At 45.7% G+C, this 21157-nt stretch carries 16 protein-coding genes; 13 read left to right on the top strand and 3 right to left on the bottom strand.

The features are described 5' to 3' along the window. Positions 1-23: 23 nt before the first annotated feature. Entirely contained in the window at positions 24-1652 is a 1629-nt protein-coding gene (locus KIV40_RS04860; RefSeq protein ID WP_285348107.1) for a sigma-54-dependent Fis family transcriptional regulator, read from the bottom strand. Then, entirely contained in the window at positions 1639-4317 is a 2679-nt protein-coding gene (gene tssH, locus KIV40_RS04865; protein WP_228175117.1) for a type VI secretion system ATPase TssH, read from the bottom strand. The genes KIV40_RS04860 and tssH overlap by 14 nt, the downstream gene beginning before the upstream one ends. Before the next feature lie 456 nt (positions 4318-4773). Here tssH and KIV40_RS04870 point away from each other — a divergent pair, with 456 nt between their 5' ends. From KIV40_RS04870 to tssG, 13 genes are all read left to right on the top strand, one after another. Further along, entirely contained in the window at positions 4774-5292 is a 519-nt protein-coding gene (locus tag KIV40_RS04870; protein ID WP_005426983.1) for an Hcp family type VI secretion system effector, read from the top strand. A gap of 72 nt (positions 5293-5364) precedes the next feature. Further along, a complete protein-coding gene (gene tssI, locus KIV40_RS04875) occupies positions 5365-7443 on the top strand; it encodes a type VI secretion system tip protein TssI/VgrG (protein WP_285348108.1) in 2079 nt (692 codons plus the stop codon). Beyond that, positions 7443-7928 carry a hypothetical protein gene (locus KIV40_RS04880; protein WP_285348109.1) on the top strand — a complete coding sequence of 162 codons (486 nt, stop codon included), beginning with the start codon at positions 7443-7445 and terminating at the stop codon, positions 7926-7928. Before tssI ends, KIV40_RS04880 begins: the two co-directional genes overlap by 1 nt. A gap of 101 nt (positions 7929-8029) precedes the next feature. Further along, positions 8030-9349, top strand: coding sequence for a hypothetical protein (locus KIV40_RS04885; RefSeq protein WP_285348110.1), 1320 nt, complete (start codon positions 8030-8032; stop codon positions 9347-9349). Next, complete coding sequence (locus tag KIV40_RS04890) at positions 9330-10322, top strand: DUF2169 domain-containing protein (RefSeq protein WP_134976998.1); 993 nt, start codon at positions 9330-9332, stop codon at positions 10320-10322. The genes KIV40_RS04885 and KIV40_RS04890 overlap by 20 nt, the downstream gene beginning before the upstream one ends. Further along, positions 10315-11259: a hypothetical protein gene (locus KIV40_RS04895; protein ID WP_285348111.1), complete on the top strand. Its 945-nt coding sequence runs from the start codon at positions 10315-10317 to the stop codon at positions 11257-11259. Before KIV40_RS04890 ends, KIV40_RS04895 begins: the two co-directional genes overlap by 8 nt. Positions 11260-11757: 498 nt before the next feature. Then, positions 11758-13761, top strand: coding sequence for a protein kinase (locus KIV40_RS04900; RefSeq protein ID WP_285348112.1), 2004 nt, complete (start codon positions 11758-11760; stop codon positions 13759-13761). Beyond that, positions 13761-15362, top strand: a complete 1602-nt coding sequence (tssA, locus tag KIV40_RS04905; RefSeq protein WP_285348113.1) for a type VI secretion system protein TssA — start codon at positions 13761-13763, stop codon at positions 15360-15362. Before KIV40_RS04900 ends, tssA begins: the two co-directional genes overlap by 1 nt. A gap of 26 nt (positions 15363-15388) precedes the next feature. After that, positions 15389-15895: a type VI secretion system contractile sheath small subunit gene (gene tssB / locus KIV40_RS04910; protein ID WP_005449476.1), complete on the top strand. Its 507-nt coding sequence runs from the start codon at positions 15389-15391 to the stop codon at positions 15893-15895. Between the two features lie 8 nt (positions 15896-15903). Continuing rightward, positions 15904-17379, top strand: coding sequence for a type VI secretion system contractile sheath large subunit (gene tssC, locus KIV40_RS04915; protein WP_285348114.1), 1476 nt, complete (start codon positions 15904-15906; stop codon positions 17377-17379). Between the two features lie 61 nt (positions 17380-17440). Next, a complete protein-coding gene (gene tssE / locus KIV40_RS04920; protein WP_134977000.1) occupies positions 17441-17851 on the top strand; it encodes a type VI secretion system baseplate subunit TssE in 411 nt (136 codons plus the stop codon). A 10-nt stretch (positions 17852-17861) separates the two neighbouring features. After that, positions 17862-19610, top strand: coding sequence for a type VI secretion system baseplate subunit TssF (gene tssF, locus KIV40_RS04925; RefSeq protein WP_285348115.1), 1749 nt, complete (start codon positions 17862-17864; stop codon positions 19608-19610). Then, positions 19607-20605: a type VI secretion system baseplate subunit TssG gene (gene tssG / locus KIV40_RS04930; RefSeq protein WP_285348116.1), complete on the top strand. Its 999-nt coding sequence runs from the start codon at positions 19607-19609 to the stop codon at positions 20603-20605. Before tssF ends, tssG begins: the two co-directional genes overlap by 4 nt. A 99-nt stretch (positions 20606-20704) precedes the next feature. Here tssG and KIV40_RS04935 read toward each other — a convergent pair whose 3' ends face one another. Then, positions 20705-21157: an Lrp/AsnC family transcriptional regulator gene (locus KIV40_RS04935; RefSeq protein WP_005427005.1), complete on the bottom strand. Its 453-nt coding sequence runs from the start codon at positions 21155-21157 to the stop codon at positions 20705-20707.

Raw genomic sequence — 21157 nt, forward strand, 5'->3', positions numbered from 1 at the left:
CGTTTCCCGTTTCCCGTTTTTTATCAACCCGCTGCAGAAATATCGTATTTCTTCATTTTGTGGTTAAGTGTGCTCATTGGGAGCGCCAATTGCTCGGCGGCTTTCTTGGTGTGCCAATTACAAGCATTTAAGCAATCGATGATCACTGCGCGTTCGTATTGGCTAACAACGTCCTTTAGGCCGATTGCCGCGTCTTCTAAATCCGCTTGTGCTGGCTCGTAGGCAGGTTGTTCTAGGGTAGGTGATGCCGCTTTTACCTCAACACTTGGCATGTCTTCTGGGATTTGTTCACCAAACTCGATGTGAGTGATGGTTTCAAAATCGGACAGCAGTACTGAGCGCTCGATGATGTTTTTAAGCTCACGTACGTTACCCGGATAAGAGTATGCAAGAAGCTGTTTACGCACGTTGGCACTTAACCCCGGCGCTTGCGGTAAGCCTAGGGTCTTGGTCGTGTGCTGCACGAAATGTTCTGCGAGAGGAATAATGTCTGACTCACGTTCTCTCAAGGGAGGCAGCGTAATCGGGAATACATTCAAGCGATAGAACAAGTCAGCACGGAACCCGCCGTCTTTGATCTGCTTCATAAGATTGCAGTGGGTGGCTGCGATAACGCGAACGTCTACCTCAATCTCTTTACTGGCACCGATAGGGCGAACCTTACGCTCTTGCAGTACTCGAAGTAGCTTAGCTTGAAGTAGCATTGGCATATCACCAATCTCATCTAGGAATAGCGTGCCACCGTTGGCTGCTTCAAACAGGCCCACTTTATCTTTGTCTGCGCCAGTGAATGAGCCTTTCTTATGCCCAAAAAGCTCCGATTCCAATAACTGCTCTGGAATAGCCGCACAGTTTTGAACGATCAAAGGCTGGTCTGCTCGGTTAGAGTTCTCGTGAATGTATTTCGCGATCACTTCTTTACCTGCACCAGTTTCACCACGCAACAGAACGTCGACAGGAAGAGATAGCACCTTATCAAGACGATTTAAAACATTGAGCATTTCTTCGCTCTCTGCAATCGGGCCTTGATAGGTTTTCTTGGTTCGCTTTTTAAGCTGAGTGTTCTCGCGCACTAGAGCTTGATTGTCGGCACTCAGGCTTTTGATCACTTGCCCATATTGCTCTAACCACACCGCTTGGCGAATATTGCTCGCGGCCATGCGACAGAACTCAGTGAGTGCGGTTTCGTTGTCGATAACGCTTAAATCGAGTAATACTAACAGGCCGATGGTTTTACTATCGTTGTCGATAAGTGGCCAAGCCAATAAGTTTTCACTCTTTAGTCCAAGTATTTGCTCACTTTGATAAATGCTTTCACAGTCGTAACCGTTGTACTTGTACAGCTCGTTGATCAACACCACTTCACCATTGCGAATCGCAAAGTTAAATGGGTTGTTCTCACTGGCAGAATCTATCTGCAATGCTTCCCAAGGGTGGGAAACAATCGTTTTATCGTTATGGTGAGCGGTACTTGGGATCAACGCTTGACCAGTCTGGTCTAAAACGTAAATGATGCCATGCTTTGCGAGTGTCATTTGTCTCGCCGCAGTCAACACGGCATCTAACGTTTGGGTCAGCTGGCTGCGATCAGCCAAAGATTGGCTGATCGCGAGTAGGGCGTTGCTAAGTTCGCTATGATTAGCTGAACGCATAGGTTAGTGTTCCTTGCTCATCGACAGAAACTGCGATTTGCGTATGTGAATCATCCTTGTCATGCACCAATAGCTGTGTCGATAGCTGCGGCAGTAACTGACGGTTGATAACCGCGTCAATGTTACGTGCGCCTGTTTCAGCAAGGCGACAGTTACCCAGTACGAATTCAACCAAGCTTTCTTCGTAGCTCAGAGACAATTTGTGATGGCTCTGTAGACGCTGAGAGACTTTGTTCAGCTTATGGTGAATGATTTCTGTCATTGCTTCATCAGACAGCGGAACAAATGGTAGTACCGACATACGTGCCAACAGCGCCGGTTTGAAGTGTTGGTTCAAAGTAGGGCGGATAGCTTCTGCGATGATGTTTGCATCGATGTCTTTTGATTGATGAACCAAAGATTCAATCTCGTGCGTCGCAAGGTTGCTGGTCATGATGATCAGCGTATTCTTGAAGTCGATGGTGCGGCCTTCGCCGTCGTTTAACGTACCTTTGTCGAACACTTGGTAGAACAGGTTCAACACTTCTGGGTCGGCTTTTTCCACTTCATCTAGCAGTACAACTGAATATGGGCGTTGACGTACCGCTTCTGTCAGCATGCCGCCTTCACCGTAACCTACGTAACCCGGAGGTGAACCAATTAGGCGAGATACCGTGTGCTTCTCTTGGAACTCAGACATGTTGATGGTCGTCATAAAGCGCTCGCCACCAAACATTTGATCAGCGATCGCACGAGCCGTTTCAGTTTTACCCACGCCACTTGGGCCAACCAGCAGGAATACGCCTGTTGGTGCGTCTGGGTTACCTAGGCCAGCTTTCGCTGTTTGAATGCCTTCAGACAGTGCATCGATAGCGTATTCTTGGCCTTTGATGCTTTGTGTTAGGCTTTCTTTCAGTTTTAGCGTGGTCTCTGCTTCGTCTTGAAGCATCTTACCCATTGGAATACCGGTCCAGTCCGAGATCACGTGGCTGACTTCATCTGGGCCAACTTCAAAATGAACCAGTGGGTTGCCATTGCGGATTGCGTCTAGCTGTTCTTGGCAGGCTGAAATTGCAATGCGAACCGCTTCTTCATCCATTTCTGCGTATGGAGAAACGTCTTGATCTTGTTCTGAATCTTCGTCTGCAGCAAGCTCTTCTTCATTTGCTTCGCCAAAGACCAGTTCATGCAGGCGAGAACGTAGAGCAATCATCTCTTGGATCTGCTCTTTTTCTTTGTGCCATTGGGCTTCTTGCTCTGCCAGCTCTTCTTTGGTTGTTTCCATTGCCAGTTTTAGGTCTGGAATGTTAGCAAGGCTGTGCTTGTCGCCAGTTTGCTGCAGGGCATCACGCTCAAGTGCTTCAAGCTCGCGCTGTTGGGCAGCAAGTTCTTGCTGAAGTGTTTCTACAGAAGCAGGGATAGCATTAAGGCTGATGTTCACTCGCGCACACGCTGTATCTAGTACATCGATCGCTTTATCCGGCAGTTGACGGCCAGAGATGTAACGAGCAGAAAGCGCTGCAGCTGCGGTGATCGCGTCGTCACGTACGTATACATTGTGTGACTTCTCGTAAGCCGGGCGCAGGCCACGAATGATCAATGCTGCTTGCTCTGGAGAAGGCTCATCAAGTTTCACTAATTGGAAACGACGAGCGAGCGCTGGATCTTTCTCGAAGTACTTTTTGTATTCCGACCAGGTTGTTGCAGCGATGGTTTTCACTTCGCCACGTGCCAGGGCAGGTTTTAACAAGTTGGCTGCATCACTGCCGCCCGCTTGGTTACCGCCACCGACTAGAGTGTGTGCTTCATCGATGAATAGGATGATTGGCGTTGGTGAGTTTTTCACTTCATCCAATACCGCGTTTAGGCGTTTTTCGAATTCACCTTTTACGCTTGCACCTGCCTGCAGAAGACCCATGTCCAAGCCGTAAAGCTCAACACCTTTTAGGTTGTCTGGTACGTCACCTTGTACAATTTTAAGTGCCAAGCCTTCTACGACTGCGGTTTTACCAACGCCCGGCTCACCAACAGCAATAGGGTTGTTTTTACGGCGACGGGCAAGAATGTCCACGATTTGGCGGATTTCTTGGTCACGACAGAAAACAGGATCGATTTCGCCTTTGCGTGCTTTACCAGTGAAGTCTGTCGTGAACTTGCTCAATGCCGAGCCATCTTCGCGAGCTTGTGTTTTTTCGGAAGTCGCGACTTGCGCCTCAATAGAGTGGCTTGTTAGCTCTGCAAAGTTACGCTTAAGGCTGTCAGGGTTGACCGCTTCGAGGATAGAGGCGTAACCGTGTTGGCCGTAACGGAGAGGGTTGCTAACAAGAGTAAGGAGTAGGGCGCCAGAGCGGATTTGTGTTTCGGATAGATCTAAAGAAGAAACCAGCCAGCTTTCTTGTAACCATTCGATTAATAAAGCAGAAAAAACAGGTTTGCTGCCATTTCCTTTGGCGTTGGTGTCGAGTGTGGATCGAACCGATTGTCTTAATAAGTTCTCAGAACAATCAAAATGACTTAATAAGACGTCAAAATCACTATTTGGCCTTTCTAAAAGACTCAGTAAATAATGCTCAATTTGAACTTCGTTTGCTTTTTCAGAGACTGCAAGTGCAGCCGCGTCTTCTAATGCCACTTTTGCAATCGGGTGTAGACGCTGAATTAATGAAGAAAGGTTTATATTTATCATAGCCATTTTATTCTTTAGAGGAAAAGAGGTGGCCACTATTATACTAAAAGTGATAACACTCTTTTTTTATCAAGATATTTTGACTATCGTTTGTTGGTGATTTTAATAGTAATATTAGTGTGAATATTTATCTTGTGTACCGCCTCTTTGTTATTTTGAATTAATTGCTGGTTAATATAACTAAACTACCAGTGTTAATAACTTTATTCTCCCTTTGATATATGGTTATTTTCACTTTTTATCTGAGAAACAATTTATTATTATCTTTTTCCAACTTTTTGGTTTTTTATCCAATAAATTGTACTTAATAAATTGATAAATAAAGCTGAATTTAACCTAAGTGGTTGTATTTTAAGGTTTATGAAAGTTGGCACGGAGTTTGATTATACCAAGTAGTCGCGGTGATAAGCGATTTGGTGATTTTAAACAAAACAGATTTTAGAAAAGGAAATAACGATGCCAACTCCAGCATATATGTCTATCAAAGGTGAAACTCAAGGTCACATCACTAAAGATACTTACTCTGCAGATTCTGTAGGTAACACATGGCAAGAAGCTCACGTTGATGAGTTCCTAGTTCAAGAACTAGACCACGTACTAACAGTACCGCGTGACCCACAAAGTGGTCAGCCTACTGGTCAACGTGTTCACCGTCCACTTGTTGTAACTAAAGTTCAAGACCGTTGTTCTCCACTACTATTCAACGCACTAGTATCTGGCGAAAAACTTCCTGAGTGTGTGATCCGTTTCTACCGTACTTCAGTTCAAGGTAAGCAAGAGCACTACTACTCAATCAAACTGATTGATGCACTACTAGTAGACATCCAAACTCGCATGAACCACTGTCAAGACGCTGCAACAGCAGACCGCGTGACAGAAGAAGTTCTTAAGCTGACTTACCGTGCAATCGAAGTAACTCACGAAAACTGTGGTACAGCTGGTAACGACGACTGGCGTGCTCCACGCGAAGCATAATTGCTTTTTGCGTAAAGTTTCAGGGCCAACAATTGTTGGCCCTAATTCGATTATTTGTATCAGGTAAAAGATATGGTGAATGACGTAGAATTTAAATTTGAAGTGCCAGGGTGTGGGCACGACTTTCGAGTAGAAAGCTTTCAAGTGAATGAAGAGCTGTCGAAACCTTTTCACATCAGTCTCTCATTACTTTCACTTGATCCAGATATCTCTTTTGATGCGTTAATTCGCAAAGCGGGAACGCTGACTCTTTATGGACAAGGGGTGGGGGCTGCGCGCGTTTTTAATGGCGTGGTAAACGAAGTTCGTTACCTTGGAACGGGTCGTCGCTTTTCTCGCTACCAGCTGGTTCTTGTGCCTCAAGCTTGGTTCTTATCTCAGCGTCAAGATTGTCGTATATTCCAACAAAAATCAGCGCAAGACATCATCACCGAAGTACTTGATGATGGAGGCGTGACGGATTACCGCTTTGAAGTCTCTGGGACGTATCCGCCAAAAGAGTATGTACTGCAATATCGTGAATCTGACCTTCAGTTTGTTCAACGAATGATGGCTGAGCACGGTATGTGGTATTACTTTGACCATACCGAAGCCAATCACACCATGGTGATTGTAGATAGCAACGACGCGATTGCGCCACTGGTGAGTTCACCACTCAACGCCTCTTACATCGGTCCGATTGTTTTCCATGCTGACGGTGGCGGTGTTGCTGATCGTGAACATATCTCAGATCTTGAGCTTGTTAACCGCGTGAGAACAGGCCAAGTTACTTACACCGATTACAACTACGAACAGCCTAAAATCCCTCAAGAGATGACTCATGCGGGCGATCTTGACCAAGATTTAAAGCAGTTTGATTACCCTGGCCGTTATGTTGATCCTGCAATGGGGCAGGTGAGAACAACAGAGTGGATGTCTGAGCACATCGTCGACAATCAACAAGTCGAAGCAAGCAGTGATGTGATGCGTTTAGCGTCCGGCTACAGCTTCAGCATTAGCGATCACCCTCGTTCTGAAATCAACCGTGATTACATCATGTTATCTGTCATGCACACAGGCCAAGATCCGCAAGTGCATGAAGACGAAACAAACGGTATGCCAACCACGTATTACAACCAGTTTTCTTGTATCTCACGTGATGTGGTGTTCAAAGCGCCAAAGCTTGCACCTCCTGTTGTTGATGGTCCACAAACGGCGGTAGTTGTCGGTCCTGCAGGTGAAGAGATTTACACTGATAAACTTGGGCGAATCAAAGTTCAGTTCCATTGGGATCGTTACGGCGACAACGATGAACACGCAAGCTGCTGGATCCGTGTAAGCCAATCTATGGCTGCGCCAACATGGGGCGCTGTTTACTTGCCACGTATTGGTCATGAAGTTGTTGTCACCTTCCTTGAGGGCGACCCAGATCGCCCATTAGTGACTGGCGCGGTTTATAACGGTCTTCACTTCCCTCCGTACTCGTTACCGGAGAACAAAACTCGTACTACGTTCCGTACCCAAACGCATAAAGGCACTGGCTACAACGAACTGAGTTTTGAAGACGAAGCGAACCAAGAAGAAGTCTACATTCACGCTCAAAAAGACATGTCGACGAAGGTACTTAACAACCGTTATCACGATATCGGTCAAGACGAGTTCCTAAAAGTTGCGCGTCATCAGACGAACGAAGTCCATGGTGATCACAAAGAAACCATTGATGGCCACAAGACAACCCAAGTAAACAGCACCTTTACTGAAACCGTAGAGCAAGATGTCACTGTTACTTACAACGCCAACGAAACTCAGTATGTGAAGAACAACTCTGATTTAGAGATTGGCGATAACCGCACAACCAAGATCGGCAAAAACGATGACTTGGATGTGGGCGAGAACAGCAACTTAACGGTTGGTGCGTCGAAAAGCTCAGACATTGGTGCAGACGATAACCAAACGGTGGGTGGTAACTTAACCGTATCAGTAAAGGGCAATACGTCTTACAAAGCCGATGGCGCAACGCAAATCATCAGTGGTGACAAGATTGTGCTGAAAACTGGTGGGTCTTCCTTAGTGATGAACAGTGACGGCTCAATCAAGCTTTCAGGATCTTCAATCACCATTGAGGGTAGCGATAAAGTCGTCGTGAAGGGTGGTAACGTAGCGATTAACTAATGATGGAAAAACAACCTCTTATTACAGAAACCATCACGAAACAGCAAGCCGAGACACCGGCTTGCTTTTCGCGTTTTGGAACCATAGTCGCCATTAACGAATCAACAGGCAGTGTTCGCGTTGATTTTGATGGTAATCCATTTAACCAACCGCTAACGGCAAGGTTAGGGCGAGGCTTTCGCCGTTCTGAACTACAAATGGCTATCGATAATCGATTAAGTTGTCGAATCGAATTCTTGAACGACGATTTAAGCTTGCCTCTCGTGACGGATATTTTCTTCTCGATTCTCGATGATTCTGATGAGTTTGTATTGCGAGCTAAGAAGATGGTCATAGAGACGGAGCAAGAACTGATCGTCAAAAGTGGTGAAACTGAAACTCTTTACAGCGGGCGCGATGGCCGCATTACGACTAAAGCGAAGTACGTCACTTCCCAAGCAGAAAAAGCACAAAAAATTCAAGGCGGAACGATCGCAATTAACTAGTTAGCTCGTTTTAACTCTTTATCTCGTGGTAACGAATTGAATAGCCACTCGAGTTTAACTAACTGCAATCGCGTTATCGCACGCTAACAATGGATAAGTAGATGCGACAAAGAATCGGTGTCGAGCACCTAAAGACACCCATAACCAATCAAGAAGTCGAAGGCACGTTAGCAAGAGCTGAGCGTGCTGTGAACGACCTTTCCCAATTGCCGCCAACTTGGCTGAGCTTTTGTAATGAAAAGCTGTCTATTGCTTCTGAGAGCATCGGCTTTTTAATCAAGCAGCGTGTACAACTTCATAAACGAGGCTATCCGAGTCGTGATCTGGATTACCTCAAACTGATTGAGCGCCAAATAGAAGAGCTCAAACAAGTGTATCTGTCGTTTTATCGATTAGCTCCGGGGTTAATCCATCAGCTAAGAAGCCAAGAGCCAGACATCTACGCTTGGCTGATGCTACAGAAAGAACTTGGCTCTGAGCTCGATAATCTCTTGTGTGGATTGAGCTCACTCGAAGAATTAGACGTACACACTGCCAAGGTCATTGTTACGCAATCTCCAGTTGAACACATGGATAGCGTGATGTCGGAGCTCATTGAGGGCAAAGCGAAATCCAGTCCGTTTTACTTTGAATGCTTACGTCTGCGCCAAGCTTTGAGTGTTGCGCTGATTAAACGTTGGCACAAAGCCGAAATCATACGTCCTAACATCGCGCTACCGCTTTTAGCGTTGCAGGATGTGGAAGAGGGCATTGAGTGGATCAACGACCATGCAAATGGTGAGCAGTATCTGTTTGAACGTTTGATCACCAAGCGTGACAGAGGCACTTGGTTCCGACAGTACTTTGGTATTGAACCGAGTGGTTTGCCCTCGGCCCAAATATTGACCTTCGCGAAGCTACTAGAGCTAAAAGAGTTTGAAGCGTTCGATATCTCTTCTTCATTAGCCCCCGTTGATTTTGCTCTCAGTGGCGATTGGAAGTTAGTCCCAGAAATCATTGAGCACTTGGAAACTCTGGAAGAAGATGACGGTGAAACTTGGATTCAAGCTTTGTATGTGGTTTACGGAAAGCTTCTACCTCTGACTCCGCAAGAGGTTGGTGTCGAATATGAGTGGGAAGAATTAATCGACTTACTTAATGAATGGTTAGAAGACGAAAAGCACATTCAAAATCTGCCAAGTCGATTGGGATACGCATTGAGCTTCGAATCCACGTTAGCGGCAATGCAAGATACCAACGTTGACGTGCTGTTCCGAGATTGGCTATGGCGACAAATCTGTATTCAATCCCGGGCCTACGTACCTTGGGATATGGCGATGCCAATTCATCAGCAAGACTGGAACTTCAACAATTTAAAGGCCGCACCTTCTGCGAGCGAACGATTCAATTTAAGGAATAGCAATGCAGTTATGGGATATTGAAGCGCACCCTGAGCTATCACTTAAAGGTCGTTTTCAACGTGACGAAAACGGCGATGAAGTTTGGGTAGTGGTCGCTAAACGCATATGGCAATTCGATGGTGTGGTTTGGCATGAATTAGGTGAAAGCGAAATCTTCGATGATCCCCAATATTTGGGCGAAGAAGGCTTCTCTGCAATGAAGGTCGACCACGAATTCGCTTATACCAAAGACAACACGGATGTACTTGTTTACGGTAAAGCGCGCAGTTACGCGAAAAAGCCGGTGACATACCAAGAATGCCGCGTGTTGATTGATGGCCACATTGATAAAACCCTCGCGATACATGGTGATCGGGTTTGGGTAGAGCATGGCGGTAGTATCACACCTAGCAAGCCTGTACCTTTCATTGAAAAGGACATTGATTACACCTGCGCGATAGGTGGCGACTTGCGTAACCGAATTGGTGGTGGTGTTGCGGACTCCAACAAAGAGCTGCTTGAACAGCAAGTGCCTTCGATTTTCTATCCTAGAGAAGAGTGGAGCTCTACGTCGAAAAATATTCGAGTCGCGGGCTTTGGGCCTGTTCCTCCATTCTTCGAATCTCGCCAAAAATTGGCGGGTACGTTTGATGAAAATTGGATTGAGAACCGCAAGCCAATGTTACCGCTGGATTTTGACCGACGTTTCTTCCAAAGCGCACCGGCAGATCAACAATGCAAAGGCTTTCTTCATGGTGGTGAACGCTTGATGATGAGTGGCTTTTGTCACGATGACACGCTCTCATTCCGCATACCGAAAGAGAAATACCGTGCCATTGCCACGTTCAAAGACGGCGCCTATCAAGTTGATATGGCGATGTATACCTTATTTGTGGATGCTGAAAAGAAAACCATATCAATCAGTTACACGGCTGCATTTCCTTGTCAGGGAAAAGAGCATTTGTTGGTGTCTACGTCTATCACTAAGTTGGAAGAGGTGAGCGAGCATGCATAATTCTACAGGTCGTTACGTGCTGGGGATGGAAGTGATGACGCCCACAGGCATGAACTTGGATATCGCTACTAATGTAGCAAATGCTGACTTAGCGAGGTTCGACCAAGTCGTTGGTGAGGACGGAATTGAGCGTTTCACATTCGCTAAAATTGAATATACCAAAGAAAGCGGTTTGTTCGAAAAAACCTGTGAGTTAACGGCGAACTTATTGGATTCGCTCTTGGCCCAGCTGCCTCGTTCTTTGAAGCCGATTCCATTACTTCTTGCTGTGCCTACGACAATTTCATTAGTGAAGATGCAAGAATGGCTTGGTGAAAGTGACTATTCTGACTTTCTTTCTGTGGTCGAAACCGTTCACGCAAGCGGTCCTAGCTTCGTGCTACAAGCCATGAAGTCGTTGGATAAATACGACGCTATGATGTGCATTAGCGTCGATTCTATGGTCAACAGGATGCAAGAACTTATCGACGATAGCATGGTCATGAGTACTAACAATCCATGGGGGGTTATTCCAAGTGAAGGGGGCTCGGGCCTCATTCTTTGTCGAAGAAATACCGTAGAAACACTTAAGCTTAAGCCTTTAGCGCAACTTGGTTATATCGATACCGAACTGAATACGACAGACCGAAGAGGCATGTACCGCCTTGTACAGCGCGCGAGTAAAAAGCTTAATGCTTTCGGAGAGGTGTATTCTGACATGACGAACCTGCGCGCGCACAGCGAAGATTACGGTTTCGCGCTGGGCGCAAAAGCAGAGCGCTTTACTCATCCAGAGCAGCCTATGCTTATCAATGAGTTATGGGGAACAATGGGCAGTTGTTCTTCACTAGCGCTCTTGGCATTTACAGTTAAAAATCATCATTTTAACCAACCTTCATCGTTACTGATGTTTGATTTTAATGGTGACAAAGGACTACTCCAATTACTCGCATGCTAGTGTGAATCAGCACGTTAATATTAATGAAAACGCTCTTATATACCCAAGTAACCTCAAGGTGCTAGGTTCAGCGAGAATGACTTGGTTTGAAGGCGAGGCAACAATTAGAAGATCTAGTGGTTCTAAATCAAAAATTGTTAACGAAGCATACGAACCAAGACAACTCGCCCTTTGGGAGCGTGTCACTGAAACAATTTCGTCGTCAAACAACTTGGAAAGAGCTTGCTATTACGCAGCGTTGTTTTCCTTGAACTTGAATCAGTGACAACGCTCTGAATCCTGCATCTTGAAGTCACTTGGGTATAATAATGACTTTTTTTAATACGAGAAAACAGCATGACTGATGTAGTGAAAGCGTAAGTCAAAGAGTCTAATAACTTAGTAATAATAACTAAAGTAATAGACTTACTGTTCGTTTTAAATACCACCCTTGAAACAAGGATGTTTCAACCAATATTATTTCGTCCTAATAATATTTGTTCGATAAAAGAGTGCAAAGTGTCTGATAAGCAGGGAGCGGCCAAAGGATATATTGATCAATTGGTTGTCAAAGCCATTGAGAAAAAGAAACATAACGAGCAAAGGTTGGCGAAGAAAAATAAGCCAAAGCTTGAGTACGTGCTTTTTTCACAATTTGATGTACTAGACACCTTGCCGTCGAAAAATGGTAGAACAACCGTTTACCATCTCGCCAAAAAAGGCCAACCTGAAAAGCAAATCTGCTGTAAAGTCGTCAATGAGGACGCGCCAGATATTGCCAGCAAAATGTTGGTCAATGAGGCAAGTAGACTAGAGCTTTCTCAACATCCAAGCGTTGCGGATTTCATTAAAATCGGTAACGAATTTGAACGTCCATACTTAATGTACGAGTGGATCCAAGGTGAATCACTGGCAGAAAAGATGGAGCGTCATTCCTCTAAAGGTTTCCGTCACGATCACATTGCTTGGTTAGTTTACCAACTCGCTGGTGCGCTTGAATTTATGCACACTCGAGGTATTTGTCATCTTGATATCAAACCATCGAATGTCCTGGTTAGCGAAGGCGATTACGTCAAGCTGATTGACTTTGGTGCAGCGCGCTATATCGGTGAGGCGGAATCTCACGCCGAAGCGAGTTTAAGTTACGCGTCGCCACTTTACCTTGAGACTGGCACGACCGAGCCACAAGACGATGTTTATTCACTTGCACTACTGACGGGCCATTTATTTATTGGTTCTATTTTTGGTGATGCTTGGCACAAGCAACTAAAAGATCGTAAACGTCCAGCACTGATTCCAAATCATATTTGGAAGCTGCTCAAGCAAGTGATTAATAATCCAAGAGGGCATGGCTATACCGCTATTTCTTTTGCTCAGCAACTTGCCCGCATTGATACTCAATCTATCGATTCTCAATCGAATGCGCCTATTTTTAGTAGTCTGCGTAATGCTGATTTATTGCTGACGCATTGTAAGCCTCAAGACAAAGGCGGTTACGGCCGTTTTAAAGTGCTTGAAGCAAGCTTGGTATTAAGTGTGATGGCAGTGACAGGCCATTATCTGTACGAGCAAAATCAACCAGAGTGGAAAGCAATCGTAAAATCTGAACCAACGATTTCACAAGCGGGAACGCCGCTGGTTAGCACTATTAAGCCTGCGCAAACGGCTTCTTTCTTGGCGCAACCTCCTTGGGCGATTGAACAGGCGCTCAATGATATGGAAAAAGACGTTATATCGACGGCTCCATATCGTGAAGCGTACCAAGTTCAGCAAACGAAGCTGTCCAAGCTGTACAAAAAGAACCAAGGTGAATTGACGGCTTATCAAGCCTTGGCCGATGAGTTACCAAAAACGTTGGTCGATCTGCGTAAAGAGCTAGTCACATTGCGCGAAAAACTTGTCGATGATGGCGCGCTATTCCCTTATGCAGATAAAACTCTGACTAAAGTGATGGCGGGTTTGAATGTGGCTTCGGTCGACTCGATGAAAATTTCTGCCATCGCAGGAAGTAAAGAGGAGCAGATTGCCAGCTTGATCCTTGATGGTGAAGTGCAGCTTGCGGACAAAGAAATGAAAGCTGCTTGGTTACTAAACCAATCTGAGGCGTATTTCTACAGCCAAGTGTTGCCAAACAAGGTCATGAAGAACATCAATGACTCTATTGAGCTGCATGCAAAGGATCATTACTACACCAAAGCCATCGAAGAGGCGAAAGCGGCGAAGGCGTACTTTGGTAATACTCCAGAACTAACCAAAAAAGTCAAAGATTTGATTGTCGCTCGTAGCGAATACATCCTATTTAGCACGGTCACTGAGCAATCCGTCTTTGATAAACAGAAACTGCACGATTCCCTTACCGATCTTGAGCGAAATGCACCTAAGAAGTTTGGTGAAATCACCGACTTGCTTGAGAGCATGGCAACGGACTCCATCGATAAAAGCCATCAACTTTCTCGTCCTGCACGCGGTGCCATAGCGGTTGAACGAGCGTTAAGAGACTACCAAGCAGAGGGGAGAGGCTAATGTCAGTGATTGATATCGAACGTTTGCTTACGCCAATTTCTGATGCTGCTCCGGTAGGTGAAGACGCGCGCTACGAGTTTTGCTATGAAATGATGGAATCCGAAGTGAAGAAGTTCGGCTCATTATTTGGTGAAACGGTAGATTGGACGGTCGTTAAAACGCACGCAACAGAAGTCTTAGAACAGCACAGCAAAGATTTAAAAGCGATCTGTTACTTGATTCGGGCACTAACGGAAGAGTTTGGCCTACAAGGTTTCGAACAAGGCTTAAAGCTGCTTAGTCATGCGTTAAGTCAGTTTGGTGGTGAGCTTTACCCTTCGCGTAAGCGTGGTAGAGATGGCGCGGTAGAATGGCTTAACCATCAGTTTAAACTGGTAAGCAGTAAGTTAGTGGAAAGCCCGCAGTCTTGGGCGTTGGTTTCAAGTTGTATTTCTACTATCGAAGAAGTGCAGCGTCAGTACGACGACGTTTATCAAGATTCAGAAGCAGATTTTTTTGAGATCCGTACTCAGCTCAATATGTTATCTCAGCAAGCTGCTGTCGATGGCCAGAGCGATGACGGCCCTGCAAATGAAGTTCAACCTGAACAAGCGCCTTCTGTGCCGGTAAGCACTACTCAACCTGAGCAAACGAATACTGCTGTTGATTCGCCAAAGCCAGAAGAGGCTCAAAGCGCACCAGTTAAGCCGCTGTCGCCAGCTCCGAAGCCAGCGTCAGTCAAGAAAGCCGTCACACAGGAAGTCGATGTTGATACGGACTTCTCATCACCGACGGCATCGAAACGTACGCTTAAGAAAGTCGCGGAAGTGATGATTCACGCTAACCCAAGTGACCCTTTGGCATACCGAATTTATCGTCATCTGACTTGGGATGACATTGATGGTCTTCCTGATCATCAAAACAACGAAACGCCATTGAGCTTGGCGGTGTCTTCGGATCAACAGGCGGACTATCGTGACAAAGCTAATCAAGAAAGCGACATCGACACGATTAAACGCTTGGAGCGTACATTAACTGATGCACCATTCTGGCTGACGGGGCATCACTTCGTGTACTCGATGCTCAATAACTTGGGCTTTGATGATGCGGCCATTGCTGTAAAGCAAGAAGTGAGACGTTTTGTTGATTCATTAGAGGGCATTGAGCACCTCTCATTTAAGAATTCTATACCATTTGCAGATGAAGCAACCTTGAGCTGGTTATCGACTCAAGATGCAGCTTCTTCAACTTCTCAACCTGTAGTGCAAACAGTTGTGATCTCTGAAGAAGATTCGCTGCCGATGGAGGATATCACTCTAGAAAACCTAGGGGAATATGCCGCAGAACTTGCCCGCAAACTCGAGCTGGATAGCTCGGGACGTGGACAGTTTATGCTGTATTTACAATTGATAGCAGCTTACCAGTCTGTTGGATTATACCCATTGTGTCTGCCTTATCTTGAGAAGGGTTGGGAAGTACAAAAAGCGTTTAATCTCGCGAGCTGGGAACCCCACTTATCGTCACAGTTAGAAGACTTGATTCGAAAAACACTCCATCAGTTATTCAGAAGTAAGGATCTTTTGCCTGAGAAGTATGAAGAGTGGCAAGCAATTTATGACTAATTAAAGAGTTAAATAAGGAACTAATTATGTCACGTGACGGCTCGGTGGCTCCTAAAGAGCGAATTAATATCCGTTATGTTCCAGCAACTGGTGATACGCAAGACGACGTAGAACTGCCGCTGAGCATGATGGTGGTTGGTGACTTTACTGCACGTGCAGATGAGACGCCTATCGAAGAACGTACTCCAATCAATATCGACAAAGACAACTTTAACGAAGTGCTAGAAGGCATGTCTCCAAACGTTAAAGTGAACGTTGAAAACCGTCTTTCTGACGAAGAAGGCGGCCAAATCGGTGTTGATCTAACGTTCCAAAACATGAAGGACTTCTCTCCTGAAGCGATCGCGAAAAGCGTACCTGAGCTAAACAGCTTGCTTGAGCTTCGCGAAGCGTTGGTTGCACTGAAAGGCCCTCTAGGTAACGTTCCTGCGTTCCGTAAGAAGATCGCATCGGTTCTTCAAGACGAAGAAGCGAGAAAGAAACTGTTGGATGAACTAAGCATTGGCGACGACCAAGAAGCGAAAGAAGAGTAAGGGATATCATGTCTGCAGAAGCACAAGCTCCAGAACAAGAAGCAGCCTTAGTTGAATCAGGCTCACTTCTGGATAGCATTCTTAACGAAACTCGTTTAAAGCCAAGTGATGAAGGTTTTGACGTTGCAAAACGCGGCGTAGAAGCGTTCATCAGTGAGCTACTAAGCAGCTCGAACACAGAGAAAGTAGACCAATCTTTGGTTGACCTAATGATCTCTGAAATTGATCAAAAACTGTCTAAGCAAGTTGATGCGATTCTTCACAGCGAAGAAGTTCAAGCGATTGAGTCAACGTGGCGTGGTCTTAAGTACCTTGTTGATCACACTGACTTCCGTGAGAACATTCAAATTGAACTGATTTCTGCGAAGAAAGATGAAGTACTTGATGACTTCGAAGACGCTCCAGAAGTGGTGAAGTCTGGCCTTTACAAACAGATCTACACACGTGAATACGGTCAATTTGGTGGTAAACCAGTTGGTGCTGTTATCTGTGATTTCGCGATGTCAGCGTCCTCTCCAGATATTAAGTTGATGGAATACATGGCGAACGTGGGTGCAATGTCTCATGCACCTTTCATCACGTCTGCTTCGGCTAAGTTCTTTGGTCTAGATAGCTACGAAGAGCTACCAAACCTGAAAGACCTTAAGTCAGTATTCGAAGGCCCACAATACGCGAAATGGCGCGGTCTACGTGAACACGAAGATGCACGTTACCTAGGTCTATGTACGTCTCGCTTTATGCTACGTACGCCTTACTCAGTAGAAGATAACCCAATTAAGGCGTTTGACTACGATGAGCAAGTTAAAGATGGCCACGATAACTACCTATGGGGTAACTCTGCGTACGCAATGGCTTCTAAGATCAGTGAGTCATTTGCTAAGTACCGTTGGTGTCCAAACATCATTGGTCCTCAAAGTGGTGGTGCAGTTCAAGACTTGCCGGTTTACAACTTTGAAGCAATGGGTCAAATTGAAACTAAGATCCCAACTGAGATCCTTGTTTCTGACCGTCGTGAGTACGAACTAGCAGAAGAGGGCTTTATTGCTCTAACCATGCGTAAAGGTTCTGACAACGCGGCATTCTTCTCTGCTAACTCTGTTCAAAAACCAAAAGTGTTTGCGAACACGCCAGAAGGCAAACAAGCAGAGATGAACTACAAGCTAGGTACTCAGCTTCCTTACATGTTCATCATCAACCGTCTGGCACACTACATCAAAGTGCTACAGCGTGAGCAAATCGGTTCTTGGAAAGAGCGTTCTGACCTAGAAATCGAACTGAACAAGTGGATCCGTCAATACGTTTCTGATCAGGAAAACCCGCCAGCGGAAGTTCGTGGTCGTCGTCCACTGCGTGCTGCTAAGGTTGAGGTATCAGACGTAGAAGGCGATCCAGGCTGGTACAAAGTATCAATGTCTGTCCGTCCTCACTTCAAGTACATGGGCGCAAGCTTCGACTTGTCTCTAGTGGGTAAACTAGACCAGTAACCCATTACTGAAACCATCAAGCAGCCAGTGAAGACTGGCTGCTTTTTTCGTAGGACCGAACATGGAAAAAGGTTATCGTCTTTTAGAGCGAATTGAGTTGGGTGAGCCAAAAAATTGCTACGAGAGAGTGGTGTCTCATAAGCATTTGATCGAATCCATTCATTCTCACCTTGCTGACTTGCTGAATACCCACTCTGGTAATGCAATGATCGACAATGAATATGGCCTGCCAGATTTTAACGACGTGCTTTCCAATAACACGAACCTCGTTCGTCACATTCAACAAAACATCACATCAACCATAGAACGCTTTGAACCGCGACTGCTGAATGTCGAGGTTCATTACCGTGAAGACCACCATAACCCATTACAACTCGGCTTTGGTATTCGCGGCGAAGTTTCCCATAACGGCGGTAAAGTCCCAATGTCGATCGATGTCTACATGGGAACCGACGGCCAATTTAACGTTTAGTAGGTGCCACTTGAGTAACAGTAAATACTTTCAAGATGAACTCACGTATTTGCGCGAGTCGGGTAGTGAGTTTGCCAAATATCATCCGAAGTTAACTCACTTTCTCTCTGAAGGAACCTTCGACCCAGACGTCGAGCGACTGCTGGAAGGTTTCGCTTTTCTGACTGGGCGTATTCGAGAGAAGATCGACGACGAACTGCCAGAACTGACGCAATCTCTGATGACTTTGCTGTGGCCGCATTACATGCGTTCAATTCCGTCTTTGTGCATCAGTGAGCTAAAACCGCATACCGGAAGTGTTACTGAGAAAACGGTGGTAAAACGTGGTGCAGAAATGGCCAGTGAGCAAGTTGAGGGCACGCAATGCCTTTTCCGCACTTGCTACGATGTGAACCTATACCCAATCACGATCACCAATATTGAACAAACCAACAGCCGCACCAGTTCAGCGATTGATGTAACCTTGTCGACGGAGCAAGGTCTAGAGCTGTCTCGAATTGGTTTAGATACGTTGCGTTTGCACTTGCATGGTGAAATTTATGTTACTCGCACTGTGTTTCTCTGGCTGTTCCGCTACTTGGATTACGTGGAGCTGGATGTCGGTGGCGGCTACAAACATCGCTTGGGGCCAGAATATGTCAAGCCGGTAGGGCATGAAGAAGACGAAGCGCTGCTGCCTTATAGCAAAAACTCTTTCGCAGGATACCGCTTGTTGCAAGAGTTTTTCTCTTTGCCTGAGAAGTTCATGTTCTTCGATATTCAAGGTCTAGAGTGGTTAAAAGGCATTCCTCAGCGCAGTACAGTGAAAGTGAAATTCTTCTTTAAGCGCGCATTGCCTTCAGAGGTTGTGCTTAAAGATAAACACTTCAGGCTGCATTGCACGCCTGCTGTGAACTTATTTGAAAAAGATGGCGATCCAATTCGTTTGGAGCATCGTCGCAATGAATACAAAGTACGCCCTCAAAGCAATACTCAAGACCACTATGAAGTCTACGGAATTGAGCAGGTCGAGAGTTGGAGCAAAGACGAGCGTCGCCGTAAACCATTGATCGAATTCGAATCGTTTGAGCACCAAATTAACCAGCGTGATAAGCGAGAGTTCTACAAATCAAAAGTCGGCGAGCGAGTAAGCGGAAGAGGGTTAGAGCGCTATATTTCGTTCCATACGCATAATGGTGATATTGCGGATTTAGGTACAGAAACTGTACTGATGAAACTGCAATGCAGCAACGCCGATCTGGCTGAGCGCCTTTCAGTGGGCGACATTACTTACGCGACCCACAAATCGCCGACGTACGCGACATTTAAAAATATCACCAAGCCGACACAATCGGTGAGCCCACAGGTGAACGGCGAGCTTCAGTGGCAGCTGATCGCCAATATGTCACTCAACTATTTGTCATTGGCGAACATTGATGTGTTGAAAGTGCTGCTCTCGACATACGACTTCCATTCTCGTGTCGATAGACAAGCTCACCGCGCGTCGATTCACCGACTCGATGGTATTGTGTCGTCTGAGATGAAACCGATTGACCGCGTGTTCCGTGGCGTGTCTGTACGTGGTAACCAATTTAAGCTGGTGACCAATTCGAAGTTCTTCGTAAATGAAGGCGATATGTTCCTGATGGCAACCGTACTCAATGAATTCATCCGTTTGTATTCGAGTGTGAACTCCTTTACTGAATTGGAGGTGTTTGATGAAGCGACAGGTGAAGTCTACAACTGGGCAAGCCTGATTGGACAGCAGACGATTCTATGATTACAACACTTACTGATAAGTCGTATGAGTTCAGCTTCTATCAAGCGGTATTGTTGCTTGAGAAGCACTACCAGCTAGAGCCAAATTCTAACTTTGTCGCGGTTGGTGAGAACAAGTACTTCCACCAAGAGCGCATAGAGTTTAGTGTCTCGCCGAGTCTGGCTTTTCCAAAGAGTGATATGGAATTTATCACTCACATGGAAAGAAATGGGCAACAGTATTCGCGCGTCGAGACGAACTTTTTAGGTTTACATGGCTCAAGTTCACCATTGCCAGCGTCTTATACCGAGAAGCTTGCTGGACGTGACCCAGATGATAACCCGGTAAAAGACTTCTTTGACTTTTTCCACAATCGTTACACTAGCTTACTGTACCGTGTTTGGAAGAAATACCGTTATCACGTGCAGTACCAAAGCGGCGCAAGTGACGCGTTCTCAGGGCGGATCCTGCATTTGGCAGGTCTGTCTGACGTCATGCAAGATTGCGATGTCGCAGAGTTAGACCGAGCAAAGATCCTCTCTTATGTTAACCAGTTGTCTACCCGCACACGCTCGCCTAAGCTTATTTCCGGTATTGTTTCCCACTATTTCTCGCTACCGAGTGTACGAATCGCAGAATGGGTGTATCGACGAGTAGACATTGCAGAAAGTCAACGCAACAAGCTTAACCGTGCCAACTGTGTATTAGGGCAGACCTTACATTTGGGGCAAAGTATTGCGGATTTAAACGGCAAATTTAACTTGTGCATCGACAACATTGATTTTGAGACGTTTAGGCAATTTTCCTACGATGGCGAGCTCCACAAGACGCTGGTGGGGTTGATGCGTTTTATTCTACGTGACCCGATGTCTTGGGACCTTAAGCTAACGGTGAATCTCGATTCTATCCCAGAGAATCAGCTGGGTAATGGGGAAGGGAATCAGTTGGGTCAAACCTTTTGGCTTGGTAACCCAGGTGAGAAAGATGCCAAGATACGTTTGATTGGTAGCATATAGCTTTGGCTGCCAGAAATTCGAAAATTGAGGTACAAAAAAGCCGCGATTGACTCGCGGCTTTTTAGTCTGAAAAGAACGTTCGGCGGGAACCTAAAAAACTTATCGACTAATTGGTTGGTGGAGCACAACCGTTGTGTCGAGTTTCTGAATTCCGCTAAAAGATTCAATTTCATTACATAGGTGGTGAATAGACTGTAGGTCAGGTGCTTCGATGAGAGCAATAATGTCGAAGCTACCCCCCACAACGCTGGTCAGTCGTACCTCTGGAATCTCTTTAAGGGCGTTCGTTACTTCATTTTTCTTGCCCTTTTCACAAGAGATCAGCAGATAGCTGGCAGCTTTGCGACCCTCATTTTCAACACGGATCTGAGCAGTGTAGCCCTTGATGATCCCTGTCTTTTCCAACCTATTGATTCTTTCTGCAACAGCAGTACGAGACAAACCGATATTTCGTGATAGATTCGCAATCGACTCTCGTCCGTTAGATAACAGACTGGATAGTATTTTGCGGTCTAACTTGTCTAAGCCTTGTAAAGTCATGTTCGAAATCAT

The organism is Vibrio sp. D173a, from assembly GCF_030248475.1.